At 60.9% G+C, this 25,697-nt stretch carries 25 protein-coding genes and 3 pseudogenes; 9 read left to right on the forward strand and 19 right to left on the reverse strand.

Annotated elements, in window-relative coordinates:
• Nucleotides 1-134: 134 nt before the first annotated feature.
• Both ABIF91_RS09175 and ABIF91_RS09180 read left to right on the forward strand, forming a co-directional pair.
• Nucleotides 135-347: a hypothetical protein gene (locus ABIF91_RS09175; protein WP_028181470.1), complete on the forward strand. Its 213-nt coding sequence runs from the start codon at nt 135-137 to the stop codon at nt 345-347.
• An 11-nt stretch (nt 348-358) separates the two neighbouring features.
• A complete protein-coding gene (locus tag ABIF91_RS09180; protein WP_028181469.1) occupies nt 359-607 on the forward strand; it encodes a hypothetical protein in 249 nt (82 codons plus the stop codon).
• Between the two features lie 405 nt (nt 608-1,012).
• Here the strand turns inward: ABIF91_RS09180 and ABIF91_RS09185 are convergent, their stop codons facing one another.
• The 3 genes from ABIF91_RS09185 to ABIF91_RS09195 form a co-directional block, all read right to left on the reverse strand.
• Nucleotides 1,013-1,198: a hypothetical protein gene (locus ABIF91_RS09185; protein ID WP_028181468.1), complete on the reverse strand. Its 186-nt coding sequence runs from the start codon at nt 1,196-1,198 to the stop codon at nt 1,013-1,015.
• A 270-nt stretch (nt 1,199-1,468) separates the two neighbouring features.
• Nucleotides 1,469-2,598 (reverse strand): IS3-like element ISRj2 family transposase gene (locus tag ABIF91_RS09190; RefSeq protein WP_129557670.1). Its coding sequence is split into 2 segments (ribosomal slippage): nt 1,469-2,346 and nt 2,346-2,598, totalling 1,131 coding nucleotides; the frame shifts between segments, so codons are not numbered across the junction.
• 194 nt (nt 2,599-2,792) lie between these two features.
• A complete protein-coding gene (locus ABIF91_RS09195) occupies nt 2,793-3,029 on the reverse strand; it encodes a hypothetical protein (RefSeq protein ID WP_424579066.1) in 237 nt (78 codons plus the stop codon).
• A gap of 396 nt (nt 3,030-3,425) precedes the next feature.
• Here ABIF91_RS09195 and ABIF91_RS09200 point away from each other — a divergent pair, with 396 nt between their 5' ends.
• Entirely contained in the window at nt 3,426-3,629 is a 204-nt protein-coding gene (locus ABIF91_RS09200; protein WP_014497760.1) for a hypothetical protein, read from the forward strand.
• Nucleotides 3,630-3,974: 345 nt separating this feature from the next.
• On the opposite strand, the gene ABIF91_RS09205 is transcribed toward ABIF91_RS09200, so the two are convergent.
• Nucleotides 3,975-4,175, reverse strand: coding sequence for a hypothetical protein (locus ABIF91_RS09205; RefSeq protein WP_014497761.1), 201 nt, complete (start codon nt 4,173-4,175; stop codon nt 3,975-3,977).
• An 803-nt stretch (nt 4,176-4,978) separates the two neighbouring features.
• On the opposite strand from ABIF91_RS09205, the gene ABIF91_RS09210 reads away from it, so the two are divergent.
• On the forward strand, nt 4,979-6,322 hold the full coding sequence (locus ABIF91_RS09210; protein WP_208086440.1) for an IS1380-like element ISBdi2 family transposase: 1,344 nt from the start codon (nt 4,979-4,981) through the stop codon (nt 6,320-6,322).
• Between the two features lie 429 nt (nt 6,323-6,751).
• The gene (locus tag ABIF91_RS09215) at nt 6,752-8,020 is read left to right on the forward strand and encodes an IS256 family transposase (protein ID WP_038952271.1); all 1,269 of its coding nucleotides are present in this window, start codon (nt 6,752-6,754) and stop codon (nt 8,018-8,020) included.
• Between the two features lie 201 nt (nt 8,021-8,221).
• On the opposite strand, the gene ABIF91_RS09220 is transcribed toward ABIF91_RS09215, so the two are convergent.
• The 9 genes and pseudogenes from ABIF91_RS09220 to bioB form a co-directional block, all read right to left on the reverse strand.
• Nucleotides 8,222-8,581, reverse strand: coding sequence for a hypothetical protein (locus ABIF91_RS09220; protein WP_011084898.1), 360 nt, complete (start codon nt 8,579-8,581; stop codon nt 8,222-8,224).
• A gap of 12 nt (nt 8,582-8,593) precedes the next feature.
• A pseudogene (panC, locus tag ABIF91_RS09225) lies at nt 8,594-9,444 on the reverse strand (pantoate--beta-alanine ligase).
• Nucleotides 9,445-9,447: 3 nt separating this feature from the next.
• Nucleotides 9,448-10,326, reverse strand: coding sequence for a 3-methyl-2-oxobutanoate hydroxymethyltransferase (gene panB / locus ABIF91_RS09230; protein WP_026312929.1), 879 nt, complete (start codon nt 10,324-10,326; stop codon nt 9,448-9,450).
• 714 nt (nt 10,327-11,040) lie between these two features.
• Nucleotides 11,041-12,309 carry an IS256 family transposase gene (locus tag ABIF91_RS09235; RefSeq protein ID WP_038952271.1) on the reverse strand — a complete coding sequence of 423 codons (1,269 nt, stop codon included), beginning with the start codon at nt 12,307-12,309 and terminating at the stop codon, nt 11,041-11,043.
• 668 nt (nt 12,310-12,977) lie between these two features.
• Complete coding sequence (locus tag ABIF91_RS09240; RefSeq protein ID WP_011084894.1) at nt 12,978-14,243, reverse strand: adenosylmethionine--8-amino-7-oxononanoate transaminase; 1,266 nt, start codon at nt 14,241-14,243, stop codon at nt 12,978-12,980.
• Nucleotides 14,240-14,875, reverse strand: coding sequence for a dethiobiotin synthase (bioD, locus tag ABIF91_RS09245; RefSeq protein WP_011084893.1), 636 nt, complete (start codon nt 14,873-14,875; stop codon nt 14,240-14,242). Before bioD ends, ABIF91_RS09240 begins: the two co-directional genes overlap by 4 nt.
• Nucleotides 14,872-16,026 (reverse strand): 8-amino-7-oxononanoate synthase, encoded by a 1,155-nt coding sequence (locus ABIF91_RS09250; RefSeq protein WP_035680777.1) that lies wholly within the window; start codon nt 16,024-16,026, stop codon nt 14,872-14,874. Before ABIF91_RS09250 ends, bioD begins: the two co-directional genes overlap by 4 nt.
• Before the next feature lie 76 nt (nt 16,027-16,102).
• The gene (gene panD, locus ABIF91_RS09255; protein ID WP_028153343.1) at nt 16,103-16,456 is read right to left on the reverse strand and encodes an aspartate 1-decarboxylase; all 354 of its coding nucleotides are present in this window, start codon (nt 16,454-16,456) and stop codon (nt 16,103-16,105) included.
• 49 nt (nt 16,457-16,505) lie between these two features.
• Nucleotides 16,506-17,501, reverse strand: a complete 996-nt coding sequence (bioB, locus tag ABIF91_RS09260; RefSeq protein WP_424579067.1) for a biotin synthase BioB — start codon at nt 17,499-17,501, stop codon at nt 16,506-16,508.
• Nucleotides 17,502-17,615: 114 nt separating this feature from the next.
• On the opposite strand from bioB, the gene ABIF91_RS09265 reads away from it, so the two are divergent.
• Both ABIF91_RS09265 and ABIF91_RS09270 read left to right on the forward strand, forming a co-directional pair.
• Complete coding sequence (locus ABIF91_RS09265; RefSeq protein WP_028181999.1) at nt 17,616-18,251, forward strand: GntR family transcriptional regulator; 636 nt, start codon at nt 17,616-17,618, stop codon at nt 18,249-18,251.
• A gap of 135 nt (nt 18,252-18,386) precedes the next feature.
• Nucleotides 18,387-18,488 (forward strand): annotated as a pseudogene (locus ABIF91_RS09270) (Dabb family protein); the annotation flags it as partial.
• 146 nt (nt 18,489-18,634) lie between these two features.
• Here ABIF91_RS09270 and ABIF91_RS09275 read toward each other — a convergent pair.
• From ABIF91_RS09275 to ABIF91_RS09285, 3 genes and pseudogenes are all read right to left on the reverse strand, one after another.
• Nucleotides 18,635-19,072 (reverse strand): annotated as a pseudogene (locus ABIF91_RS09275) (transposase); the annotation flags it as partial.
• A gap of 127 nt (nt 19,073-19,199) precedes the next feature.
• Entirely contained in the window at nt 19,200-19,952 is a 753-nt protein-coding gene (istB, locus tag ABIF91_RS09280) for an IS21-like element helper ATPase IstB (protein ID WP_038943657.1), read from the reverse strand.
• 14 nt (nt 19,953-19,966) lie between these two features.
• On the reverse strand, nt 19,967-20,905 hold the full coding sequence (locus tag ABIF91_RS09285; RefSeq protein WP_424579068.1) for a Mu transposase domain-containing protein: 939 nt from the start codon (nt 20,903-20,905) through the stop codon (nt 19,967-19,969).
• 115 nt (nt 20,906-21,020) lie between these two features.
• Here ABIF91_RS09285 and istA point away from each other — a divergent pair, with 115 nt between their 5' ends.
• Together istA and istB (ABIF91_RS09295) are read left to right on the forward strand one after the other, a co-directional pair.
• The gene (istA, locus tag ABIF91_RS09290; RefSeq protein ID WP_100214066.1) at nt 21,021-22,778 is read left to right on the forward strand and encodes an IS21-like element IS1631 family transposase; all 1,758 of its coding nucleotides are present in this window, start codon (nt 21,021-21,023) and stop codon (nt 22,776-22,778) included.
• A gap of 4 nt (nt 22,779-22,782) precedes the next feature.
• Nucleotides 22,783-23,550, forward strand: coding sequence for an IS21-like element IS1631 family helper ATPase IstB (gene istB / locus ABIF91_RS09295; RefSeq protein ID WP_038952109.1), 768 nt, complete (start codon nt 22,783-22,785; stop codon nt 23,548-23,550).
• Here the strand turns inward: istB (ABIF91_RS09295) and ABIF91_RS09300 are convergent.
• The 3 genes from ABIF91_RS09300 to tnpC form a co-directional block, all read right to left on the reverse strand.
• Nucleotides 23,504-24,058, reverse strand: coding sequence for a hypothetical protein (locus ABIF91_RS09300; RefSeq protein WP_424579069.1), 555 nt, complete (start codon nt 24,056-24,058; stop codon nt 23,504-23,506). The two genes, istB (ABIF91_RS09295) and ABIF91_RS09300, sit on opposite strands and share 47 nt — an antisense overlap.
• A 74-nt stretch (nt 24,059-24,132) precedes the next feature.
• On the reverse strand, nt 24,133-24,783 hold the full coding sequence (locus tag ABIF91_RS09305; RefSeq protein ID WP_063712394.1) for a UPF0149 family protein: 651 nt from the start codon (nt 24,781-24,783) through the stop codon (nt 24,133-24,135).
• Entirely contained in the window at nt 24,780-25,682 is a 903-nt protein-coding gene (gene tnpC, locus ABIF91_RS09310; protein WP_424579098.1) for an IS66 family transposase, read from the reverse strand. The genes ABIF91_RS09305 and tnpC overlap by 4 nt, the downstream gene beginning before the upstream one ends.
• Nucleotides 25,683-25,697: the final 15 nt, after the last annotated feature.

Consider the following 25,697-nt stretch of genomic DNA (forward strand, 5'->3'; position numbering starts at 1 on the left):
TTCCCGCTTGAAATTCCACGACACTGATCGCCGCGCTCCCGGGAAAAGATAGCAGCTCTGGCAAACGGCGGCGCTTGACTCCAAAGGAGCAAAATGAGAACCTTTTGCAGTCTCATTTATTGCGGAAACGGCTGATGTCTCAAAGTCCTATGCCTATTCCGCAAGGCGACGAGGACCCGCTTGAGGAGTCTGTCGATCAAGCCCTTGCCGCGTGCGGTGGGGACGTTCGCGCTACGATCAAGGCTTTGATAGTTGCAAACCAGTATCTGGAATCCGAGGTCGCCGAACTGATGAAGTCAGTCTCTCACGCCTACGCGCGCGGAAGATTTCATCCCTACAACGGCTAGGAGCGGAGGAAATGTCAGAAGTAACCTATTACGTCGCATTGCCCTTCGTCGCCGCCGATGACGGCATGGCGCCTGGAGAGCCGACGGAGTGCTTCAATCCTAATGCGGCGGTCATGCGCGCCGAGGCTCTGTCGCGAAAGCCCGGGCATATCGGCGCTGTCGCGTTTTCGCGAACGGGCGATCCAGCCACCGGCGATTTCAGCGACGCCAAGCTGATCAGGAAGTTCGGTGAGGTCCCAACCGACCTGAGTGCGCTTTAGCGCGACGGAAGGCCACTCTCCACGCTGGCGCGAGCGGGTCAAAGCCGCGTAGCGCCCATCGGGCTTGGCCTTGACGCGATCAGGACAGAATGGACCTTTTTTTGCCGCGAAGCAAAGCGGAGCCGAGCGAAATGCAGCCGCAAGAGCATCAGCATAGCGACCGCGAAGCGGGATGCGGGACCGACTGCGGCGACGAGACCGGTTAAGAAGGCACCCGGCGCACGCAGCAGTGATAGCGGTGCCGTAGGCAGCTGCTTGACCGAGTGCCTCCGGCGAGGAGTGCATTATGCCTTGCGTGAGGGATTGTTACCCGCATGGCGGAGACGGCGCAGCGGCTCCGGGCTAAGCCTAAAGCCCGGCCCGCGGGGGCACGCCGTATTTAAAAGGCCCTCCCGCAGGAGAGCCTTAGCATTTCGCAAACACGATGAAGGCCGCGGCAAAGCGCTCCCGGAATCCAGCATCGCCCGGCAACGCAATCGCCGCTTCAGTGACAAGCTGGGCTTCAGCCAGAGCCTCAACGGCCCGAACGAATTCATCCTTGCGCCAGTGTGGCCAAGAAGTCTTGTCGATAAGGTCGCGAAACGCGTCCACGAGCCTAGCCGCTTCGGCTACCGACCGGGCATCTAGTCAGGCTCCTGGTCGGCCTGGGGCTTCGGTTCGCGCAGCACGATTTTACCCAAAACGGCCAAGCCGGGCGCGATCACGATATTGAAACAGAGCTGGCCCCGGTTGTTTGGACAGCGCCCCGCTGGATTTAAGTGGATTCCTGCCGGGTTATGCTGAACGCGGGGCTTTACGGTTTTGTCGTTGCGTCGGGAGGGCGTAGCCCGACCAGAGCGACGACAAAACCGTCGGCGACGGTCATGCGGCCATCACCATAGCTTGCGTGCCGAAGTAAGCCTCGTCGGGCGTGCGCCCGTCAAGGCTCGAGTGAGGGCGTCCCTGATTGTAGAAGGCCAGATACTTGGCAATTGACGCTCGCGCCTCGGACACGCTGTCGTAGGCGCGGAGATATACTTCTTCGTATTTGACCGTGCGCCAGAGCCGCTCGACAAACACGTTGTCGCGCCAGGCGCCCTTGCCGTCCATGCTGATGGCGATCTTCGCGTCCAGCAGCACATCGGTGAACTCGAGGCTGGTGAACTGGCTGCCCTGATCCGTGTTGAAAATCTCGGGCCTGCCGTGCTTCGCCAACGCCTCCTGGACCGCTTCGACGCAGAAGGCCGCCTCCATTGTGATCGAGACGCGATGGGCCAGGACCCGTCGGCTGAACACATCGACGACCGCCGCGAGATAGACGAAGCCACGCCGCATCGGAATGTAGGTGATGTCCATTGCCCACGCATGGTCGGGCCGCTCGATCTTCAATCCGCGCAACAGGTACGGGTAGATCTTGTGCCCCGGAGCCGGCTTGCTCGTGTTCGGGCGACGATAGACCGCCTCGATCCCCATGCGCTTCATCAGCGTCGCGATGTGGCGGCGACCGGCGTATACGCCCTCCCGCCGCAGCAACGATCGCAGCATACGCGCTCCCGCGAAGGGATAATCGAGATGCAGCTCATCGAGCCGACGCATCAAGGCAAGGTCCTCGGCCGAAACTGGCCGAGGTTCATAGTAGACCGTGCTGCGAGCCAGCTTCAGGACCTTCGCCTGGCGCACGATAGAAAGATCATGATCGCGGTCGATCATCGCTTTGCGCTCAGCAGGCCCGCCTTGGTGAGCGCGCCGGACAAAAAATCGTTTTCCAACGCCAGCTCGCCGATCTTGGCATGTAACGCCTTCAAATCGACCGGCGTCTCGGCCGATGTCTTGTCATGCCCAAACACGCCGGCGGCGCCTTCCAGGAGCTGGTTTTTCCAGATCGTGATCTGGTTCGGATGAACATCAAACAGTTGCGCCAGCTCCGCCAGTGTCTTGTCGCCTTTGACCGCAGCCAAAGCAACCTTCGCCTTGAATGCCGGAGAATGCGTCCGGCGGCTCTTCTTCGTCATCTTCGCTCCTGATTCGCAGCAAGAATCCTCGCCGCTGTCAGGCAGAAAATCCACTCAAGCTACTGTCCGAATTTGCGGGGCCAGCTCTTATCATCGGTCATGGCGGGCGTGGCGTTCGCGGTTGAAGGTGATGGGGTGGCTTCGCAACCGAATCCTACGCCGCATCAGCGCTTTACACCACGCTCGCCAGCCTCTCAGGCGCCCTCTCGCGAATAAGACGGGCTAGTTTGCCGGCATGTCCGCCCCTTCCGGAGGCTAAACGCGAGCGGGAAGGTCTCGGCTGAAAGGAACTCCAGCGCGGTCTGCTCTTCGGTGAGGCGTTTTTCGATGAACTGACGTTCGACATCCGACAGGTTCGACTTCAGCAGGCGACGATAGCGGTGGATGTTTTTGCGGTGAGCACGAATGCGGGCCAAATATTCATCGAGCATCCTGGACGCTCCTGAGGTCGTCGCAATCTCTACGAAGAGATATTCAGGCGAGCATGTCGTCGATCAACGCGCCACCCGCCATCGCATCTCGGAAGCCGTTCGGCGGGCAGATAAGGACAATGGCAGTTCGTGACAACACTCCTTCCGCTAGCGTAGCATTTCCATCGCCACGACCCGCAGCGTTCTTGGCTCACCATACGCCGTCTTTCTGCTCGGCTAGTCGCTCAAACAGAGCTGGGCGCTTGGAAGGCGCAAGGAATAGTCGGTCACGCTCCCGGCGCCGGACGCTTGTCGCTAACAAGCTCGCCCGTCAGTATTCTCTTCCGAGGAGCTGAACATCGTTTGCCGATGTGCTATACGCATCTTCGTTGAGAACAGCTTTGTTTGAGAGTTTCGATGTCTCTTTCGATTGGACTGATTGTCGACGGCTATGTGAAACTAAACAACCGCAGCGCGCTGGAGAACCTTCTGGCGCATCGGCGGGAGTTGCTGCAGCAGTTGAACTGCGTTACCGGCATTGATCCGAAGCCAGCGATCGCTCAGGTCAGTCAAGACATCACAGTGATCGAAAGGGCACTTGCGGCGCTCACACAGGAGTAAACAGCAACGGCGCACCGGCTCGCGTGAGTTGACGGCGCTCCGGCGCCGAACACTGACTTCGCCCCCGTTTCCGGACGAAGGTTATTGGAGCGTCGCCTCACCGGCATCGTGGCGCGCAAGGGTGCGTGCGCCAAGGCTTGGATGCGGTGTCTGCTGTGCGAGCTGCTCTCTCGTTTCAAGGATCGGCCGGGCACCGAGCAGCGCGCCAACCGATTCACATCAGATAACGCCGCGTCTTGGGTGACGTTAGGCCACCATCGATTTGCGACCACGATACACTCTGCGAGCTGGATCTTCAGCACTGTGACTTGGAAATTCACCTCAATGACAAGCCATGTCCTAGATCTATCGCCACATCGTTGGTGCCCTGGAAAGAGCTTCCTGACCGATCTGTTTAAGCAGATCGGGGCGCGTCTCACCCCTGGTGGCGGCCTCCAGGATTCTGGAGGCAACGTAGGCGCGGACGCCGGCGTCATACGGTGGGACGCTCACGCAAACCTCATCCAGGATCGTGCGCAGAAGCGTGATCGTGCCAACGTCCAGCATTGAGAGATCTCCCTCATACCATCGGGGAAGATAATGGGCATTTGCTGGACCGCAACTCAAGTACATCGGATCGCATGAGCCTCCGCGACTGCCGGTCGGCCGATTTCCAGCGCGGTGCAATGTCCAGCACCTCTGCGATCGCTGATCCATTGCGGCAGCTCGCTTGATCGGCCTGCGTTTGTCTTCTCGTCGGCCGTCTGGGCCTAGCAGACAAGCTTGCTAGAGCTCAGAGGCCAATGTGAGCTCCCTGCGATCATGCTCTGCGATGATGTACAGCATGCTCGGCCATCTATTGCGCGCCGGACTGACTGGGCGGCTGCCGCAGGCCAATGCTCGCACGGTGCTAGCCCGTCTTATTCGCGAGAGGGCGCCTGAGAGGCTGGCGAGCGTGGTGTAAAGCGCTGATGCGGCGTAGGATTCGGTTGCGAAGCCACCCCATCACCTTCAACCGCGAACGCCACGCCCGCCATGACCGATGATACGATTTCAGACCACTATCGAGAAGCAAGAATTCAACACAAATAAAACCTCTGCCTCGCGCTCGATCTCTTCATGCTTGATAGTCTCGTTTCGGAGGCTGAGCACCTACCGCGTCTAATAGGCCGCTCGCGCCGGTTTCTTTGGACGCGGCACGACCGCGACTCCACGTTTCGGCACAGAAATGATCGGGAGTCACTCAATCTTTCTTCAACTTAACCCGTCTTATTCGTAAGAGTGCGCCTGAGGGGTAAAGCGCTGATGCGGCGTAGGATTCGGTTGCGAAGCCAACCCCATCACCTCCAACCGCGAACGCCACGCCCGCCATGACCGACGATACGATTCCGCCCTTCTCGTTTCCAGCCGTTCACGCCAAGAAAGTCACAGCTGCCTTCGATGGTGGGCGCCTAACCTCGAACGGGGGCGTGATGCTTCTGGCGATGGCCGAGCGGCGTCTCGGTTTGGCCAACAATCTGGCCCGGGTGTTCCCGGATCGGCGCGATCCGACGCGGGTCGTGCACAGCCTGGTCGATATGTTCCGCGCTCGCATGTTCGCGATCTGCTGCGGCTACGAGGACGCCGACGACCTCGATCATCTGAGGTCCGATCCGGCATTCAAGCTGGCCTGCGGTCGCCTACCGGACACGGGCCGGGATTTGTGTTCCCAGCCGACGCTGTCGCGGCTGGAGAATGCTCCGCGCCTGCGCGACGTGATCCGGCTGACCTACACTTTGGTCGACGCATGGATGGATAGCTACCCGCGCGAGCCGGCATCCGTCACGCTCGACATCGATGATACCTGCGACGTCGTCCACGGCCATCAGCAGCTCTCGCTGTTCAACGCTCATTATGACGAACGCTGCTTCCTGCCGATCCACGTCTACGACACGGAGAAGAGCCGGCCCGTGGCCGTCGTGCTGCGGCCCGGCAAGACGCCGGGCGGCGTCGAGGTGCGTGCCCATCTGCGCCGCCTGGTACGGCATATCCGGACGCGATGGCACAACACGCAAATTACGTTCCGTGGCGACGGGCACTATGCCCGGCCGGAGGCAATGGCGTGGTGCGAGACCAACGGCATCGACTACATCTTCGGTCTGTCCGGCACCAAGCCTCTCGCCAGAAAAGTCGACGAGGTCGCCGACGACATCCGCACGCGACGCGCCATCGAGAACCTGCCGGTTCTGCGTGGCTATACCGAGACGCGCCACAAGGCAAAGTCCTGGGATCGCGAACGGCGCACTGTCGCCCGTATTGAGGCGACGATGCTCGGCCTCGACATCCGCTTCGTCGTCACCAGCCTCGATGTCGGCTCGGCCGAGTGGATCTACGACAGCCTGTATTGCGCGCGCGGCCAAGCCGAGAATCTGATCAAGCTGCATAAGACGCAGCTCGCCTCCGATCGCACCAGCTGCCGTTCGGCGCTCGCCAACCAGGTCCGTCTCGTGCTCCATACGGCCGCTTATTGGCTGATGCTGACCGTGCGCGACGCCATTCCCAAAGCCCGGGAATTGGCCGCTGCCGAGTTCGCGACGCTGCGTCTTCGGCTCTTGAAAATCGCCGCCCGTGTCGTCGAGACCACGAGCCGCATTCGCCTTGCGTTTGCCGCGGCATGTCCCGAAGCCGACCTGATCTGCGGCTTGCCCGGCGCGCTGCTGCCGCTCGGTCCTTGACCGGCGGGGCGTCCGCCCCCGTTCGCCCAACCCATCCCTCAAGCGCGTTGCAAAGTACCGGTCGTCAGGCGGCGAAAAGCCGAAGGCAATCCTGTGCGCCTCGTCAGACAAGATGTGCGGCCGCATCAATCGGGCCCAAAAGCCGCACTCTCACGAATAGGACGGGCTAGCTCGTTGCCGAGCCTCATCAGGTTCAATTGCGGCCAGAGGATTTGCCGTTTATCGCGCCTGCTGCGCTTCGGCATACCTGCCCCGATGGAGTTGGTAGAAATAGCTTGCCACTGCTCCGATGTCGTTTCACAAGACGGCACCTATCGGCTCCAAACCCGAGCGAGCTATGGCGGAATCTGGGTGATGACGGTGTGAGGAAGGCGGCGTATCGAGGCGGGTGACGAGCCTGCCAGAACCTCTCGAGGAGAGCGATACGCCATGACCGAGACTACCAATGTTCTTGCTTTCCGTCAGCCGTCCGCGGTTGATGATCCACTGACCGATATCGTTCGTGCCGGCGCGCGGGACCTGCTTGCCAGGGCGATCGAGATCGAGGTTGGCGCGTTTCTGGCCAGCACGGCCAATCTGACGCTGCCCGACGGTCGAGCGCGCCTGGTCCGACATGGGCACGGTCCGGTGCGCGAGATTGCGACCGGCATCGGTCCGGTGGAGGTCGCTCGTCCCAAGGTCCGCGACCGCGGAGCGAGCGGGCCAGGCGACCGCCTCCGCTTCAGTTCGGCAATCCTGCCGCTATGGGCGCGGCGGACGAAGAGCCTGGATGCCTTGATCCCGGTCCTCTATTTGCGCGGCATCTCGACCGGCGACTTCCAGGAGGCGCTCTCGGCGCTGCTCGGCAAGGATGCGCCGAACCTGTCGCCTTCGGTGATCGCCGGCCTGAAGGCCGATTGGCAGGTCGAGTACGAACGCTGGCAGAGACGCGATCTGTCGGCGCGTCGCTATGTCTACATCTGGGCCGATGGCGTGTACCTGCAGGCCCGCATGGAAGATCACAGCGAATGCATGCTGGTGCTGATTGGCACCACGCCGGAAGGCAAGAAGGAGCTGATCGGCTTCCAGGTCGGCGTGCGCGAGAGCGCGCAGAGCTGGCGCGAACTCCTGATCGACCTGCGGCAACGCGGGTTACGGATTGCCCCGCAACTCGCCATCGGCGACGGCGCCCTCGGCTTCTGGAAGGCACTGGACGAGGCCTTTCCCGGCACGCGGCACCAACGATGCTGGTGCCATAAAGTGAGCAACGTACTCGACAAGGTCGCCAAATCCGTGCAGGGCCCCATGAAGAACGACCTGCGGAACATCTATCTGGCCCCACACCGGGCCGAAGCTGAAACCGCGATCGACGTCTTCGTCGAGAAATACCACGTCAAATACGGACGTGCGGTGGAGTGCCTGATCAAGGATCGCCATGCGCTGCTCGCCTTCTTCGACTTCCCTGCTGAGCACTGGATCCACCTACGCAGCTCGAACCCGATCGAGAGCGTCTTCGCCACGGTGCGCCACCGAACGGTGCGGACCAAGGGATCGCTGTCGCAACAAACTGCGAAGCTGATGGTGTTCAAGCTCATCGACGCCGCATCGAAGACCTGGCGGCGATTGAAGAGCACGAACCAGTTGCCGAAAGTCATCGCCGGTGTAAAGTTCATCGACGGAATCGAAGTCATTCCGAACACTGAAAGCCACGCCGCCTGATCAGGCCGCGTCACCCAAAATCAGCCATAGCTCAACCCGAGCGCCTGGCATCCTACACTGTAGAGGGACATCGCGACCAATTCTTGCGGTGAAGCATATCTTTGCGTCAAAAACCAGCGCCCGCCCGACGTCTGGCGACGAAATCGGGCCAGGATCCGGCGCCCGCGCTTCACTGCCCCCTTGACTCGCCCCTGGCCGCTCTTAGGGAGCTTCGGCTTTTTGCAGCTTGACGAGGTCGTCTGCGCCATCGTGAAGTAATTTCATGGTCATGGGCGCGTGGTTGTTGATCCATAATCGCACGTATTGGCAGCACACGATTTTGAGCGAATCTCCTTTGGCGATGCCCGCTTGCAGGCGGATGATCTCGGCAGCGTGGAGCGGCCCCGCCTCGCTCCACCCCGTCAGCGGCAGAGCCAATCTCCAACCGACATCATGAGCTCGAGCGTGGGGGAGTTGTTCAGCACGCAAAGGGCAGTTCCGGATCGTCTTCGAGAGTTCTTCCAGGATGTTGAGGATTTCAGGGCCAGCCCATCCGGTTCGACTGCTCCTGAGCGCAATCACTTGCGGATCTCGCTACGATGGCGACCAGGACAGGACTACATTGTCGATCAACCGCGTGGAGCCGACGTACGCTGCGACACAGAGCACCGCCGGATAGCGCAGAGGGCTGTCAGCAATCCTTAGAGTCCCAGGGTCGACAAGCTCAAGGTACTGTAGTCGATCGACCCTTTCCAAATGCCTTCTTGCAAGCGCAATCAGCGTTGCGGCGTCGCGTTCCCCTGAGGCAAACTCATGCGCTGCGGCGAACAAACCACGGCTGATCGCCAAGCTCCGATCACGTTCTTCCGGGCAGAGATAACGGTTGCGACTGCTCATTGCCAGCCCATCTGGCTCCCGCACGGTTGGCACAGTGACAATCTCGATCGGAAGATTCAGATCAACCGTCATGCGGCGTATTACCGCGCATTGCTGAAATCCTTCTGTCCAAAGTACGCGACGTCCGGCTGCACCATGTTGAATAGCTTGCAGACGACGGTCGCTACACCACGAAAATGTCCAGGCCTGAAAGCTCCGCAGAGCGGCTTTGCGAGTTCGCCCGGCTCGACAAAGCTCTCAAATTGAGCCGGATAGATCTCCTCTGCACTTGGCGCGAAGATGATGGAGACCCCGGCACTGCCGCATAACGCTTCATCGCGCGCGAAGTCGCGGGGGTACCTGCTGAGATCCTCATTTGGGCCGAACTGAGTGGGGTTGACGAAGATGCTAACGACAGTGACGTCGCAGTGTTCCCGGCTGGCCGAGATCAAGGCCAGGTGGCCGTCGTGCAAGTATCCCATCGTCGGAACGAATCCGATGCGCTTTTCGGCATTGCGAACGTCTGCAAGGGCGCGACGCAGCTCAGCCACCTTCGTAATTACTTTCATTTCTTACCTTGAGGTTGAACTGGAGGGCACCCAGTTGGCGACGGCATGCCGAAGCTGATCAGGAAGCCGATAGCACTCCTCTGAGCCCGGGAACGCCCCTTTGCGGATATCGGCAGCCCAGCGCGACAGCGCCTCCTGGAACAACTGGAATCCATTTGTATAGGCACGAACGAATTTGGGGCGATGGCCTTCGGTTAGCCCCAAGACATCATGAAACACGAGCACTTGGCCCGAGCAATCGGGTCCTGCTCCGATCCCGATGGTGGGTATCGTGAGAGATTCGGTCGCTCGCGCCGCGAGCTCGGCAGGAATGCCCTCCAGGACAAGCGCGAAGCAACCGGCTTCCTGCAGACGGTGCGCGTCATCGAGCAACCGCAAGGCGGTATCTGTTGTCCTTCCCTGCACTTTGAATCCACCCATGACGTTGACGCTCTGCGGGGTCAGACCGAGATGTCCCATCACAGGAATGTCGCAATCGACCAAGGCGCGTACCATCTCGATGCGTTTGGCACCACCCTCGAGTTTCACAGCATCGGCGCCACGCTGTAAAAAACCTCCTGCATTGCGAATCGTATCCTCAGAACCGACATGAAAGCTGAGAAAGGGCATGTCGGCCACAAGCAAGGCATGAGGCCTCGTGCGCGCAACAGCCTCCAGGTGATGATTCATCATGGCCACGCTGACGGGCAGCGTGTTGTCGAATCCCAGGCAGACGTTTCCAACGCTATCGCCGACCAGGATGATATCGACAATGGGATCCGCGATGCGCGCCGCAACCGCATCGTAGGCGGTGGTCATCACGACACGCCGTCCTTTATCCTTCCACTGCTGCAGTGCCGGAATCGTGACACGCTCTAGAGGCTGCTCTGAACTGTGGCTCATATTGAATCCGCTCCGCACACACCGTCGGCGCTTCCTAGAGAACGCGGGAGAAACCTGTCAATGGCATGGAGGATGGAGATCCCAGTTGTCTAGAACTGGGGAACAGCGCAAAAACAGTCCAATGGTCGCGCAACCATGAGACAAGACCTTCCTCATCCATTTCACCACCCGATGGCTCGTCTTCACGTGCAGTTTCAGCGGCTATGCCAGCCGCGCCCTCAATCGAGGAGCGGCGCTCGCGACGAGTCACCATCTGCACGCGTTTCTGGGCTGATTGCAGTCTCTCCAAACGGTGACGGCGACCGGACCGAGCGCAGATGCGCGCAGTGGGGACTTCGTCTTTAGGGCACATCTCCGTGTCTGCCCGCTAGGGGGACTCGTGAGACTCCTGCTTCGGCGCCTGCGCACCGAGCAAAGCAAACGGATGGCAGGCCAGGAACGTCCAAAGGTGACAGGCCGCCGTAAGCGCAGCGAGAGTCGCGGTCGAGTAGATGTCGTCGCGAACGCGCTCAGACCGCGCCAGCCTGCTGGCCCTGTAGGCCGTGAAGTCGATTATTTTTGCCGATGTTTCTGTCACTTGATTTCCACGTGCTCTAGAGGGCCACTCGAATTCTCTGACCAGGGCCGTACCGGCACAACTCAGTCCATTCCTAAGCCGCTCGAAGCCAACGAAGCCATTTCGAGCTATGGCTGATTTTGGGTGACGCGGCCTGATCAGGCGGCGTGGCTTTCAGTGTTCGGAATGACTTCGATTCCGTCGATGAACTTTACACCGGCGATGACTTTCGGCAACTGGTTCGTGCTCTTCAATCGCCGCCAGGTCTTCGATGCGGCGTCGATGAGCTTGAACACCATCAGCTTCGCAGTTTGTTGCGACAGCGATCCCTTGGTCCGCACCGTTCGGTGGCGCACCGTGGCGAAGACGCTCTCGATCGGGTTCGAGCTGCGTAGGTGGATCCAGTGCTCAGCAGGGAAGTCGAAGAAGGCGAGCAGCGCATGGCGATCCTTGATCAGGCACTCCACCGCACGTCCGTATTTGACGTGGTATTTCTCGACGAAGACGTCGATCGCGGTTTCAGCTTCGGCCCGGTGTGGGGCCAGATAGATGTTCCGCAGGTCGTTCTTCATGGGGCCCTGCACGGATTTGGCGACCTTGTCGAGTACGTTGCTCACTTTATGGCACCAGCATCGTTGGTGCCGCGTGCCGGGAAAGGCCTCGTCCAGTGCCTTCCAGAAGCCGAGGGCGCCGTCGCCGATGGCGAGTTGCGGGGCAATCCGTAACCCGCGTTGCCGCAGGTCGATCAGGAGTTCGCGCCAGCTCTGCGCGCTCTCGCGCACGCCGACCTGGAAGCCGATCAGCTCCTTCTTGCCTTCCGGCGTGGTGCCAATCAGCACCAGCATGCATTCGCTGTGATCTTCCATGCGGGCCTGCAGGTACACGCCATCGGCCCAGATGTAGACATAGCGACGCGCCGACAGATCGCGTCTCTGCCAGCGTTCGTACTCGACCTGCCAATCGGCCTTCAGGCCGGCGATCACCGAAGGCGACAGGTTCGGCGCATCCTTGCCGAGCAGCGCCGAGAGCGCCTCCTGGAAGTCGCCGGTCGAGATGCCGCGCAAATAGAGGACCGGGATCAAGGCATCCAGGCTCTTCGTCCGCCGCGCCCATAGCGGCAGGATTGCCGAACTGAAGCGGAGGCGGTCGCCTGGCCCGCTCGCTCCGCGGTCGCGGACCTTGGGACGAGCGACCTCCACCGGACCGATGCCGGTCGCAATCTCGCGCACCGGACCGTGCCCATGTCGGACCAGGCGCGCTCGACCGTCGGGCAGCGTCAGATTGGCCGTGCTGGCCAGAAACGCGCCAACCTCGATCTCGATCGCCCTGGCAAGCAGGTCCCGCGCGCCGGCACGAACGATATCGGTCAGTGGATCATCAACCGCGGACGGCTGACGGAAAGCAAGAACATTGGTAGTCTCGGTCATGGCGTATCGCTCTCCTCGAGAGGTTCTGGCAGGCTCGTCACCCGCCTCGATACGCCGCCTTCCTCACACCGTCATCACCCAGATTCCGCCATAGCTCCATTTCTGATCGGCCTCCCGCCGCGCCTTGAAGCGGTTGACGCATCTCTTCGAGCAAAGAGCCGTTCGCCAGCAGTAATGGCGGATCAGCCCAAACTTTCCGCCGCATATCGCGCAGCAAGTGGCTGAATGGTCGAGGGAATTACGGAAGCCAATGTGCATTCTCGCCTCCTGTCAGACATTTACCTGGGAAGCCCCGCTGCCCTCTGACCACAGCACCACGCGCGCACCGAAGGTGCGGCCCGCCCGGCGGTCCGTCTTCCTGGTTGTTGCAGCCATCAAGAGCCTTGACTCTGATGTGCGGCTGCCTCGCGAAGCAGTACTTTCCGCAGATAGCCTCGCCGAGAATTTGGTCAAGATAATTGATTTCTCTATCGTGATTTACGCAATTCGCTCGACATTTCGGTCAAATGCTGCGCCTTGCATGACTAGCCCGCAGAATTACTGCGGCAGTTGGATCGGGAGCGCTTAAGTTGGGGGCTGCATCCTCGTTGCACTATCAAAAGCAGCAATACGGGCACTTTCCCTTCCAAGATCCTGTCACTGCAGACGATCGCACAGTCTCGTGCATCTCACATCAGCAAGTCAGCAGCGTCGCGGATGGCAGTATAGATTTCATCAAGATCGGCCGCCGTAACGCAGTAAGGCGGCATCACGTAGATCGTGTTACCGAGTGGGCGTAACAGCAGATCCCGCGCTTGGAAGAAAGCCAAAAGCCTCGGACCGATGTCCGCCAGATAGCCGGCATCGCGCGTGTTGAGTTCAACCGCTGTGACTGTTCCTGTGCGCCGCACGTTTGCGAACCGTGAATCGAGGCGGAACGGCGCGAGTGCCTGTTCTTGCATCCTCGCCAAGGATGCCAGCCGCCAGCGATACTCCTGATCCTGCCATAGGTCCAGATTAGCCTTGGCGGCGGCACAGGCCACTGGATTGGCCGTATATGAGCTCGAATGAAAAAACGTACGCGTGCGATCTTCAGAATAATGCGCATCGAAAATATCGGCACGACACAGTGTGACGGCGAGCGGCAGCGCCCCAGCCGTGAGGCCTTTCGAATAGCAAGCAATATCGGGCGTGACATCGGCCTGCTCACACGCAAACAAGGTACCCGTCCGGCCCCAGCCTGTCATGACCTCGTCCGCAATGAACAGGACGTCAAAGGCTTCGCAAATCCGCTTCATCTCTCTTAGCACCGAGGGCGAATACATCAGCATTCCACCGGCACCCAATATCAGGGGCTCCACGATAAAGGCTGCGGGATGTTCGTTTCGACACGCGTTTTCAAGCGCATCGAGAGCTCTTTGCTCACAATCTCTTGCCGGGAACGGAATCGAGGTCACCTCGAACATCAGCGCCCCGTAGGCCGCATTGAAGATGCCTCGGCTACCTACCGACATCGCCCCGATCGTGTCGCCATGGTACGAGTGCTGCATCACCACAATTTTGGTTCGCTCTCTTCCGGTATTGCGCCAGTAGCCGAGCGCCATTTTCAGCGCGACTTCGACGCTGGTGGACCCGCTATCGGAGAAGAACACATGTTCGAGCGCTGGGGAGGTGACCTTCAATAGTTCCGTCGCAACCTGCTCAGCCGGGTCGTGAGTGTATCCGGCGAAGATGACCTGGTTGAGCTTGCCTGCCTGTTCTCGGATCGCGTTCACGATGCATGGATGGCAATGGCCGTGGGTCACGACCCACCAGGAGGAGATTGCATCGATAAGGCGTCGGCCATCTTCGGTGTAGAGATAGGCCCCTTCTCCCCGGACCACCTTCGTCATGTCCCGCTGTAGAGCATGCTGCGTGAACGGATGCCAGATCGGCGACCTCTTAGCTGTCTTCATAGGTTCAGGAAATCGCTGCTAACAAAGGAGTCTTTGAAAGCGGCCTGCAGCCTATCGTTTGTGAGGGGAACAAGCCACGGGAGCCGTCCCAACCAACGCACTCTCCCGATCTCGCAAACCGCGCTTTCAGTTTCGGCGTTTCTTTCGCCAATGAACGCAATCCCAAGGATTCGAATCTGACGCTTCCGCAGAGCCTCTATGGAGAGCAGGGAGTGATTGATTGTGCCCAGTCCCGTCCTTGCGCAAAGCACGACGGGAAGCTGCCAGCGCTCGAAGATGTCGATGTAAAGCGTGCGCGCTGTCAGCGGCACCATGAGTCCGCCGGCGCCTTCGATCACGAGTCGCCGCTCGCCGCTGTCCGGCAGTCCAAGCGTCTCTGTATCTATGCGAACGCCGTCGATCTCCGCTGAGTGATGGGGCGACGCGGGCGTCCGAAGTCGATAGAGCTCCGGGACAATCCGATCGGACGAGAGGCCACCGAGGCGGCGGATGCACTCGGAGTCGATCTCTTGTTCGAGTCCAGCCTGGACCGGCTTCCAGTAATTCGCGCCGAGAAGCCCGGCGAGCCCTGCGGAGAATACCGTTTTGCCGACCCCGGTGTCCGTACCAGTCACGACGATCCGTTTATTCATCGAAACGAGCCCCTCGTCACCTCAACCAGCGCATCGAGCATCGCGCGCACGTCCGCTTCGCCAACATTGAGTGTCAACGAAATTCGCAAGCGGGCGGTGCCTGCAGGGACGGTTGGCGGCCGAATTCCGCGGATATCGAAGCCGCGCGCCTGCAGAGCAGAGGCAAGTCGCATTGCATGAGCATTGTCACCTACGATGTAGGGCACGATCTGAGAGGTCGATGGTGTGCGCAAACCAAGCGAGGTGATCTGCCGATGCGCGAACGCAACGAGTTTGGCCAGCCGTTGCTGCGGCTCCGGCTCTTTCTGCAGGGTGAGGAGTGCCTCTCGAACGGCAACGGCCATCAATGGTGATGGGGCGGTGGCAAAAATAAACGGACGGCAGCGGTTGACCATGAAATCGCGCAAGATGCCGGAGGCCGTAACAAGTGCACCCGCCGCACCGAGCGCTTTGCCGCAGGTATGAACGACGATGAGATTTTCGCGCTTGTCATAAGGGGCCGTGAGCCCTCGTCCTTGATGCCCGTAAGCGCCTGTGGCATGTGCCTCGTCCACGATCAGAAACGCGTCTTGGCGATCGGCGATTGCCACTAGCTCTTCGAGTGGAGCGAAGTCGCCATCCATACTGTAGAGACTTTCGGCCACAATCCACACGCGGCCCGCTCCACCTTTGTTTCGCCAGGCGCGAATTGCGTCTTCGACTGACTGGGGATCATTGTGCGCGTGAATTCGACACTCTGCGCGACCGGCCCGCGCCCCCTCGTGAATACTGGCGTGCACGAGCGAATCGAGAACGAGCAGATCGCCGCGCTGCGGGAGCGTTGTCAGGAGGGCAAAATTTGCGATGTAGCCGCCTCCAAAGAAAAGCGCTGCCTCCGCGCCAAAGAACTGAGCCGCTTCTGTTTCGAGCCGTTCATGCTCCTCGCAATTGCCGCGCAGAAGCCGCGACCCGCCGGCTCCAACCGGAGTGCCCGCCTCGAGCGCGGCGACCATCGCCTTTTTGATGCGCGAGGCGTTCCCGAGCGCCAGATAGTCGTTCGATGCGAAATCGATCCCCACGCGCGGCTTGAGGCAGCGCAGCCGTTTATCTTCGTTCAAGGCATTCAACGCTGCGACGTAGGGACTAAGTCTAGCTGTCTGGATCGACCGCATTCATCACTCCGAGGATCGCATCAAATCACGCAAAAGATGCGTTGGCCGTTTAAGAAGGAAGGATGGCCCGTTAGGTTCAACTTGCCAGGATGCGATTATCTCGGTCCACACGCACAACGCGTGGCTTGAACTTCTTTGCTTCGGCCTCATCGAATGAGGCATATGCAACGATAATGATCTTGTCTCCGGGCATCACCAGTCGGGCAGCCGCACCGTTCAGGCTTATCGTACCAGACATCGGCGGCGCCTCGATCACGTAGGTGGCAAAGCGCGTCCCTGTTTCTACATTGTAGATTTCGACGCGCTCGTTGATCACCATTCCTGCTGCCTCCAGGAGCGTACGATCTATCGAGATCGAGCCTTCATAGTGCAGATCAGCTTCGGTCACTGAGGCGCGATGGATTTTGCCCTTCATCAAAGTTATCTGCATTTCTCACCTAGGCTGGTGTAGGGGCAACATATTGGGCGCGCTGCTTCCGTCAGGCGAGCCCGGACGTGATGCCGAGCCGGGCCAGCAGATCCGCGTCGCGATCAACTTTCGGGTTATTGGTGGTCAAGAGCACGTCGCCGACGAAGATTGAATTTGCGCCGGCCAAGAAGCAAAGCGCCTGCAATTCATCGGTCATGTATTGCCGCCCGGCGGACAAGCGAACCACACTCCTCGGCATCATGACCCGCGCGGTCGCCAGCAGCCGGACCAGCGCGATCGGATCGGGAGGCTCCGCGGTGTCTTCCACCGGTACGCCCTCAATCTTGTTCCACAGGTTGATCGGCACGCTTTCGGGATAGTTGGGAAGATTGGCGAGCAACACGAGCATACCTAGGCGGTCCTCGACGCGCTCGCCCATGCCGATAATCCCGCCGCAGCAGATCTTGATGCCGGCATCGCGCACATGCGCCAGCGTATCGATGCGGTCCTGGAGGCTGCGGGTGGTGATGATCTTGCTGTAAAACTCGGGCGATGTGTCGACGTTGTGATTGTAGAAGTCAAGGCCGGCCTCGGCGAGGCGCGCGGCATGCTTCGGTGTCAGCGTGCCGAGCGTGACACACGTTTCCATGCCGAGACCTTTGACCGCGTTGACCATGTCGCAGACGGAATCAAGATCGCGATCTTTTGGCGTGCGCCAGGCCGCGGCCATGCAGAAGCGCGTAGCGCCGGCATCCTTCGCGCGCTGTGCGGTCGCAACCACATCGGCGCAACGCATCAGACGGGTCGCTTTCAGGCCGGTCGCGTAATGCGCGCTTTGCGAGCAGTAGCCGCAGTCCTCCGGACAGCCGCCGGTCTTGATGCTGAGCAGGCTCGCAGTTTCGACGTAGTTTGGATCGAAGTTCTTGCGATGAGCGCGCTGCGCCTGAAGCATCAGGTCGGCAAAAGGAAGGTCGTAGAGCGCCTTAGCCTCTTCGACGTTCCAATGATTACGAACCTGCGCCCCGTTGCTAGCTTTCTTTCGTTGGACTTGCACAGCAGCATCCATAACCCAATCTCGCTCAATTGTAGATAATCGCGTAAATTATCTATAGTCATCGCCCTCGAAGAGATGCTAATCGAGCTGCCTCGCAAATGCACCGATTATTGCGGTAGATAATCTATGATCACTGCTGACAACATGACGATGGTCGCGCGCATCGCGGACTCAATCGCTGAGCGCATTATCAGCGGCGCCTTAGCGCCAGGCGCACCACTCCGTCAGGATCACGTTGCACGAGAATTCAATTCCAGCCACGTCCCCGTGCGCGAGGCCTTTCGGCACCTGCAGGCACAACATCTTGTTGTCGCTGTGCCGCGTCGCGGTGTTCGGGTTGCCCCGCTCGATACCCATTCAGTGAAGGAGATCGCCGAAATGCGCGCCGCGCTCGAGGTGGTGGCATTGCGCCATTCGGGGCCAAGACTGACAACAGCTCATTTGGCTCAAATCGAGCTCGCCCTAATCGAAGGAGACAATGCAAAGACGATCGAGGAGTTTGAGATGGCCAACCGCGCCTTTCACCAAGCCTTGGTCGCGCCGTGCGGAATGCCGCGTCTGCTCGCGAGCCTCGATGGATTGCAGCTTGCCAATTCTCGATTGGTGTTCGCGATGGCGCGATCGGTGGGCTGGCGACCGCGCTCCAATCAAGATCACCGCCTGATTCTGCAAGCCCTGCGAACGCGCAACGTCGATCACGCCTGTAACCTGCTCACGCGGCACATTCAAACCATTGAGCGACTTGCCCTTCCGGCGTCCTGAGCAAATCTGGCAAGCTCCATTGCAGATCGCCGACGGTTGCAAGCGACGATCATGCGGCAAGCGACTAGCCTCATTGCAACCGAATCTATTCCCAGATAGTTATGGCACCCGCCAGCGACATCTCCACGGACGGCCATGATTCGTCACATCGTTTTCTTCAGCGCCAAGGACGAGGCGCATATCCACCAGATCATCGAAGGTCTTTCGCTTCTCAGCACGATACCGCATGCGCGCCGGAGAGCTGGCCCCGGTTGTTTGGACAGCGCCCCGCTGGATTTAAGTGGATTCCTGCCGGGTTATGCTGAACGCGGGGCTTTACGGTTTTGTCGTTGCGTCGGGAGGGCGTAGCCCGACCAGAGCGACGACAAAACCGTCGGCGACGGTCATGCGGCCATCACCATAGCTTGCGTGCCGAAGTAAGCCTCGTCGGGCGTGCGCCCGTCAAGGCTCGAGTGAGGGCGTCCCTGATTGTAGAAGGCCAGATACTTGGCAATTGACGCTCGCGCCTCGGACACGCTGTCGTAGGCGCGGAGATATACTTCTTCGTATTTGACCGTGCGCCAGAGCCGCTCGACAAACACGTTGTCGCGCCAGGCGCCCTTGCCGTCCATGCTGATGGCGATCTTCGCGTCCAGCAGCACATCGGTGAACTCGAGGCTGGTGAACTGGCTGCCCTGATCCGTGTTGAAAATCTCGGGCCTGCCGTGCTTCGCCAACGCCTCCTGGACCGCTTCGACGCAGAAGGCCGCCTCCATTGTGATCGAGACGCGATGGGCCAGGACCCGTCGGCTGAACACATCGACGACCGCCGCGAGATAGACTGTGGATTCCAACGAAGCCGGCCATGTATTCCAATTCGAAGCCGGCCGGGTATTCCGATCTGAAGCCGGCCACCCGTGGCGTCGTTCGCATGGGTCAATTTCATGATGTCGTCGAGGGCTGGGAAGGTCAAGAGACCGGTTGATCTTGAGCGGGTTGCTTCTGCTTCCTGAGGCTCTCTCCTTTGAGTTCGATGCGGTAGGCATTGTGGACGAGGCGATCGAGGATCGCGTCGGCGATGGTGGGGTTTCCGATGATTTCGTACCAGCGATCGACGGGCAGCTGGCTGGTGACGATGATCGAACGGGCTTCGTATCGATCCTCGACGATTTCGAGCAAATCACGGCGCTGGTCGGCGTCGAGAGGTTCTGGTCCCCAGTCGTCCAGGATCAGCAGATCAAGTCGTGCGATCGCCCGCAGCATCCTGGTATAGCGTCCGTCGGCGCGTCCCAGTGCGAGAGCGGCGAACAGACGCGGGACGCGATGGTAGGCAACGGCGAAGTCGTCCCGGCAGGCCTTGTGGCCGAGGGCGCAAGCAAGCCAACTCTTGCCGACGCCGCATGGCCCAGTGACGAGGAGATTATGCCTCGCTCGGATCCAGTCGCCGGCGGCGAGTTTTAGAAAGAGCGTGCGGTCGAGCCCGCGGATGGCACGGTAGTCGACATCCTCGACGCAAGCGGCATGACGTAGCTTGGCGGCGCGAGCTCTGCTCTCAAACCGCTTTTGCTGTCGCTGCGTTTTCTCCTGTTCCAGGAGCAGGGCCAGCCATTCGGCATGTTCGAGGCTGCGTGCTTCGGGCTGGGCATCAAGCTCCTTGAAGCCTTTGGCCATGCCGTGGAGACCGAGATTTTGCAGCAGGTCGAGCGTGGGATGGGTCAGCATGCTGGATTTTCCTTTCAATGGAAGTAGCCGGGGCCGCGCAGATTGGGATGGTCGACGACGACGTCATCGGTGGGGCGAGCGCTGCGGTCGAGCTTGTTGGCGATGATCGAGGCGATGCTCTTGTAGGTCAGCGCGCGGACCGCAACCGCGCGGGCCGCGATCAACTCGGCGCGTTCCGGATCGAGATCCTTGAACAGCCGAAGCACACCCAGACAGGTCCGGAATCCTTGTTCGGGATGAGGCCGATTGGCCAGAATGGCGAGGACGAGACCCTCAGTGTTTAGCCCGATCGATCGTCCCCAGCGACGGAACCGCTCGGGAGTCCACTCGGCGTAACGCCGATGCGCGCTGGGCATGTGGTCGGGATCGGTGCCGTGCCGGCGGCCGCCGTAGCGGCGCTGGTGAGCCGCAACACGCGAACCCCGATGGAACAGCTCGATGGTCCGGGTGGTGGCGCGGACGTCGACCTGCTCCCGGATCAGGCCGTGTGGAACTGAGTAGAAGAAGCCGTCGATCTCGACATGATAATCGAGCGAGACGCGGGCCACGCGCCATTCCGCAAACTGATAATCGGCGTCCGGCAACGACGCCAGGACCGACATCTCGACCGTCTCGAACAATTGACGGCGACTGACACCGAGCCGGCGCATGATGTGCGCGTTGATCCGCTCCAGCGCAGCGGCAATGGCTGCGTTCGCCTCGGCCAACGAGAAGAAGGTCTGGCGACGAAGCCGCCCGAGGATATAGGTCTGGGCAAACCGAACCCCGGCCTCCACTTTTGCCTTATCCCGCGGCTTTCTTGGCCGTGCCGGAAGGACGCCAACGCCGTAATGGGACGCCATCATCCCGTAGCTGCGATTGATTTCAGGGTCGTAGAACGAAGCCCGGTGCACGCCGGACTTCAGATTGTCAGGGACGACGAGGCGCGGCACCCCGCCAAAGAACCGGAACATCCGGACATCCCCGTGGGTCGGTCAAAATCCCCCGGGTATGGTCACTTGAAACTCCCCCACCTGATGATCGCCGTCAGCGCCGCTGAACAGCAGTAGCCGGTCAGGCAGGACGTTTATGTTCGACCCCTTTAGCCAGCAAGGGGCCGGGGAGTTGAACGTCTTGAAGCGACATCTGCAAAGCACCGTACTTACATTACTTGATCGCAACACCAGCCAGCGCGAGATTCACCGGCTGACGGGTGTCGATCGCAAGACGATCCGGCGTTATCAGGCGCTGCGGGCCGGTGCGGAGGCAAATTCCCCCGGGGAAGTGACCACCGGCTCGGTGAGCGCGGACGGCCAAATTCCTCCACCCCGACCACCGGCTTTTGGGACATCGGAAGCGACGGTCACCAGCAGCCTGGCCCGTTCGGCTTGCGAAGCGCATCGGACGTGGATCGAAGAACAGGTCCGGCTGAAGCGGAACGCGCAGGCGATTTACCAGGACCTGGTTGATCAATTTGGCTTTCCGTCCAGCTACCAGAGTGTCAAGCGGTTTGTGCGCCGGTTGCGGCACGCTGATCCTGAGCAGTTTGATCGTCTTGAGTTCCTCCCCGGCGAGGAAGCTCAGGTCGACTATGGCGAGGGCGCGCCGACGGTTGATCCGAAGAGCGGGCGGTACCGTCGTCCCCGCCTGTTCGTGATGACGCTACGCTACTCGCGGCGCAGCTTCCGGCGGGTAGTCTGGAAGTCCAGCCAACAAGTCTGGGCGCAGCTCCACGAAGAGGCGTTCCGGTATTTTGGCGGGGTCCCCAGCTATGTCGTGCTCGACAACCTGAAGGAAGGCGTCCTCAAGCCGGATTTGTACGAGCCCCAGCTCAACCCGATTTACAGCGCGATGCTGGCTCATTACGCCGTGGTCGCCGATCCCGCGCGCGTGGCCGATCCAAATCGGAAAGGATGCGTCGAGAATGCGATTCAACATACCCAGGGCACTGCGCTGGCCGGACGGCGCTTCGAGACGCTGGAGGCGCAAAACGAGTTCTTGAGGCACTGGGAGGAGAACTGGGCTTCCAAACGCATCCACGGCAGCACGCGCCGTCAGGTCGAGGCGATGTTCCAGGAAGAGAAGCCGCACCTGCGGCCGCTGCCTGTCGCTCCCTTCCGCATCTTCACCGAAGTCGTCCGGACTGTCTGCGACGACACCACCGTACGCGTCGACAACAGCTATTACGCCGCGCGGCCCGCGCCGATCGGCAGCCAGGTCGTCGTGCGCATCTACACCACCACGATCGAGATCCGTGATCGCCACACCCGTGCGCTGCTGCGTGTTCATTCCCGGATGGCGCACCCCGGTTCTGTCGTCCTGCCGACCAGCGAACGGCCGTTCAACCCGTCGCGGCAAACCGCCGTGCTGCTGGCGAGCGCCGAGCGCATCGGACCGCAGACCAGGGCCTTGTGCCAGCAGGTGTTCGACACCGAAGGGCGCCCCGGACAGCGCGCGATGTGGGGCATTGTCGGGCTGGGCCGGAAGTATCCGGCGCGGCTGGTCGAGCAGGCCTGCGCGCACGCCATCGACAACCGCATCTACCGCTACAAGCACGTGCGTGCGACCGTCGAGCGGTTGTTCGAACAGGCGATCGAGCAGGTTGGAGTGACGCCACAGCCGGCATCGCCGCTCACCCAGGATCATCCGCTGATCCGTACCCCCGCGGAATACGGCGACCTCTTCAGCCGCGCTGTGCGGCGCGACGCCGACGACAATGGTCGGCAGGCCGAGGCTCACGACGATCACGCCACGGCAATCCGCGCTCGTGTCGCCTGCGCAACCCCGGCCAACTCCGGCGCCACGAGCGCTCCCGCTGCACCTTCTCACCTTAAACTGGAGACCTAGCCACATGATGACCATGCCGGAAATTGAGCGTTGCCTACGACAGCTGCGCCTGTCGGGTGTCCGCGACACGCTGCAGACGCGCGTGCTCCAGGCGCAGGGCGCCAACCAGCCCTTCCTCGAGACCTTCTCCCTTATCCTGCAGGATGAACTGGACCGTCGTCAGTCCCGTCTTATCGAGCGGCGATACCAGCAATCCGGGCTCGACGAAAAGCTGACGCTCGCCGAGTTCGACTGGTCCTTCAATCCCAAACTGCCACGTCAGACCTGCTTCCAGCTCCACACCCTGGCGTTCATTGCCGCTGGCGAGAACGCTCTGCTTGTTGGCAAACCTGGCACCGGGAAGTCGCACATCGCCAAGGCGATTGCCTATCAGGCGATCCTGCAAAGCCACAAGGTCCAGTATCTTGAGACCGACGACTTCTTCCACCGCTACGCCCTGAACTCTCCGGCACAACGCGAGGTCCGGCTGCGAACCATCATCGACTGCGATCTCCTCGTGCTGGACGATCTATTCCTCGCACGCGCCATCCCCGACGACGCCGGCACTTTGCTGCAGACCCTGATCCATCAGCGTTACAAACTGCGCCGCAGCGTCATCGTCACCTCCAATCGCGTCGTGCAGGATTGGGGGGCATACCTTGGGGACAACACTATGAGCACGACGATCCTCGATCGCCTTATGCATCATTGCCATCTGCTTGAGTTCGACGGACGCAGCTATCGGCTCAAAGAAGCCGCTGAAGCTCTTGCCCGGGAAACAAACTCAAACTAACAGTCCCTTGTCCTGCCTCGCGGGTGGAGGAATTTGACTGACCACACCCGGAGGAATTTGAAGTGACCCGCGGGGGGACATGGGCCTCGATCCAGTCCGGAAGTGTCTGCGTCCAGGTCGCCTCGGCGTAGGTGTAATTCGAGGCGCCAAGCACGGCGACGAAGATCTCCGCATCGCGTACAACCCCGGTTTCGCGATCAACGATCATGATCTTCTTGCCGGAGTAATCGACAAAGACCTTGTCGCCGGCCGGATGGTCCTGCCGCATCGTCGGAGACAGCCGCCGGTCGAATTCTCGGAATAAATCGCAGAACCGGCTGTAGCCATAACCTTCCGGGTGGACCGCCCGGTACTCCTCCCACAGCACCATCAGATTGACGCCAGGCCGCTTCAGCTCACAGGCCAGCGAGGCCCAATCCGGCTCCCGGCGCCGGCGAAAGCCGCGCCTGACGCCGGCATGGGCAAACAGACGTTGTTCAAGAACGGCGTCGGTCAGATCGCCCGCCAAAGGCCACGCCAGCCCGGCAGTCGAGGGTAAACGGTACGAGAGGCCCACGGAGCCACGGACTTGGTGCGGACGGCCTACGCACCGCGCTTGAAGCGTATAGGCATCCAGAACTGCCGGAGGGCCTCGACGGTTGCTGGAATGTTGCGCCAGGCGTTTTGGATGATGGGCTGCGTTCCCAGCGTGCGCCGGGCCGGGGGTAGCAAGGGTCGACCGGCGTCGTCGATGCAATGGACCAAGATCGGCCGCAGCATAAGGTGTTCGGTTCCATTCGGGGGGAGAAGCCGCGACCAGACGAGAAGCCGAAGCTTCATGACGGCGTAGAAGCCCATGCACCAGGGCTGCGGGTCGACTTCGCCGTCCGGTGATCGCACGAACAGCGGCTCGAAGCTCTCCGGTCTCGTCGACAGCGTCTCGCTGATAGCGTTGTGGCGCATCAGCGTGGCGGCGATTGCCGAGAACTCCTCGGTGTCGTGATTGAAGGCGTCGGGATCTACGCCGAGGAGCGGGCACACCCATTCCTCGGACGCCATCGAGACCGGCCCGGCGACGACCGCGGCCACCGCGCCATCGAGCATGGAGAGCGACGTCGCCCGCGGATGCCGAAGCGTCGGCGACCTGGCGCGCTTGCTGATCCATTGCCCGAGCCGTTCGAACGACATGGCATAGTCCGCCATCGTCGTCTTGCGTGCTTTTCGCGTTCCCCGCCCTTGCTTCGGCTTCGTCATGCCACGGCCCGCTTTTCGGCTTCGCGTGCGGCCTTCCAGTTCCAGGCCAGAAGTTCGTGAAGCTGGTTGGTCTTCGTGGCGCCGCTCACCATGCGATCGAGAACGTCGACGAGATACGCCTCGGGGTCGAGGCCATTCAATTTCGCTGTGTTAAGAAGCGAAGCGAGTATCGCCCAGGTCTCGCCCCCGCCTTCGTCACCACTGAACAACGAGTTCTTTTTTCCGATCGCAATTGGCCTGATCGATCGTTCGACCGTGTTGGTGTCCGGCTCGAGCCGCCCGTCATCCAGGAACGTCGTCAGGCCCTGCCAGCGTTCGAGCATGTAGTCGATCGCCTTGATGAGCGTCGAGCGGCGGGAGATCCCGTCCTTCACCGCGATCAGACGGGCCCTCAACGCCTCCATCAGCGGCTTCGTCTCGGCCTGTCGCGTCGCGCGGCGTTCCCCAGCATCGAGACCGCGGATCCTCTCCTCGATCGCGTAGACGGCCGCAATGCGCTCGATGACCTCCGCGGCGAAGGGTGAGTTCGTCGTCTTGTGCACCCTCACGAAGTTGCGGCGCGCGTGAACGAGACAATACGCCAGCTGGATCTGGCCCGACATCATCGCATCGCCCGCCAGCGAGGCGTAGGCGGCATAGCCGTCGACTTGCAGCACGCCTTCGAAGCCGGCTAACTGCGCCACGATCTCCTTTTTGCCGCGACCACCTGCGAACACGTAGGCGACCGCCGGCGGCGCCGGCCCCTTCCACGCCCGATCGTCCGTCGCGTGCGCCCAGAACTGGCAGATCCTCGTGCGGCCGCGTCCCGGATCGAGCACTGGCATCGGCGTCTCGTCGCAGAACAGCCGCTCGAAGCCGTGCATAGTCTTCAGTTGCAGATCGTAGAGGCCCCTGACCAGTCACGCCGCGCTCCC

The organism is Bradyrhizobium sp. USDA 241, assembly GCF_049739505.1.
GTDB classification, from domain to species: Bacteria; Pseudomonadota; Alphaproteobacteria; order Rhizobiales; family Xanthobacteraceae; genus Bradyrhizobium; species Bradyrhizobium liaoningense.

Excerpts from the sequence above, each read along its gene's own strand:
- ABIF91_RS09175 (WP_028181470.1), top strand. The coding sequence starts at position 135 with ATGTCTCAAAGTCCTATGCCTATTCCGCAAGGCGACGAGGACCCGCTT.
- ABIF91_RS09180 (WP_028181469.1), top strand. The coding sequence starts at position 359 with ATGTCAGAAGTAACCTATTACGTCGCATTGCCCTTCGTCGCCGCCGAT.
- ABIF91_RS09195 (WP_424579066.1), bottom strand. The coding sequence starts at position 3,029 with ATGCTCGATGAATATTTGGCCCGCATTCGTGCTCACCGCAAAAACATC.
- ABIF91_RS09200 (WP_014497760.1), top strand. The coding sequence starts at position 3,426 with ATGTCTCTTTCGATTGGACTGATTGTCGACGGCTATGTGAAACTAAAC.
- ABIF91_RS09205 (WP_014497761.1), bottom strand. The coding sequence starts at position 4,175 with ATGCTGGACGTTGGCACGATCACGCTTCTGCGCACGATCCTGGATGAG.
- ABIF91_RS09210 (WP_208086440.1), top strand. The coding sequence starts at position 4,979 with ATGACCGACGATACGATTCCGCCCTTCTCGTTTCCAGCCGTTCACGCC.
- ABIF91_RS09215 (WP_038952271.1), top strand. The coding sequence starts at position 6,752 with ATGACCGAGACTACCAATGTTCTTGCTTTCCGTCAGCCGTCCGCGGTT.
- panB (WP_026312929.1), bottom strand. The coding sequence starts at position 10,326 with ATGAGCCACAGTTCAGAGCAGCCTCTAGAGCGTGTCACGATTCCGGCA.
- ABIF91_RS09235 (WP_038952271.1), bottom strand. The coding sequence starts at position 12,309 with ATGACCGAGACTACCAATGTTCTTGCTTTCCGTCAGCCGTCCGCGGTT.
- ABIF91_RS09240 (WP_011084894.1), bottom strand. The coding sequence starts at position 14,243 with ATGAAGACAGCTAAGAGGTCGCCGATCTGGCATCCGTTCACGCAGCAT.
- bioD (WP_011084893.1), bottom strand. The coding sequence starts at position 14,875 with ATGAATAAACGGATCGTCGTGACTGGTACGGACACCGGGGTCGGCAAA.
- ABIF91_RS09250 (WP_035680777.1), bottom strand. The coding sequence starts at position 16,026 with ATGCGGTCGATCCAGACAGCTAGACTTAGTCCCTACGTCGCAGCGTTG.
- panD (WP_028153343.1), bottom strand. The coding sequence starts at position 16,456 with ATGCAGATAACTTTGATGAAGGGCAAAATCCATCGCGCCTCAGTGACC.
- bioB (WP_424579067.1), bottom strand. The coding sequence starts at position 17,501 with ATGGATGCTGCTGTGCAAGTCCAACGAAAGAAAGCTAGCAACGGGGCG.
- ABIF91_RS09265 (WP_028181999.1), top strand. The coding sequence starts at position 17,616 with ATGATCACTGCTGACAACATGACGATGGTCGCGCGCATCGCGGACTCA.
- istB (WP_038943657.1), bottom strand. The coding sequence starts at position 19,952 with ATGCTGACCCATCCCACGCTCGACCTGCTGCAAAATCTCGGTCTCCAC.
- ABIF91_RS09285 (WP_424579068.1), bottom strand. The coding sequence starts at position 20,905 with ATGTTCCGGTTCTTTGGCGGGGTGCCGCGCCTCGTCGTCCCTGACAAT.
- istA (WP_100214066.1), top strand. The coding sequence starts at position 21,021 with ATGTTCGACCCCTTTAGCCAGCAAGGGGCCGGGGAGTTGAACGTCTTG.
- istB (WP_038952109.1), top strand. The coding sequence starts at position 22,783 with ATGATGACCATGCCGGAAATTGAGCGTTGCCTACGACAGCTGCGCCTG.
- ABIF91_RS09305 (WP_063712394.1), bottom strand. The coding sequence starts at position 24,783 with ATGACGAAGCCGAAGCAAGGGCGGGGAACGCGAAAAGCACGCAAGACG.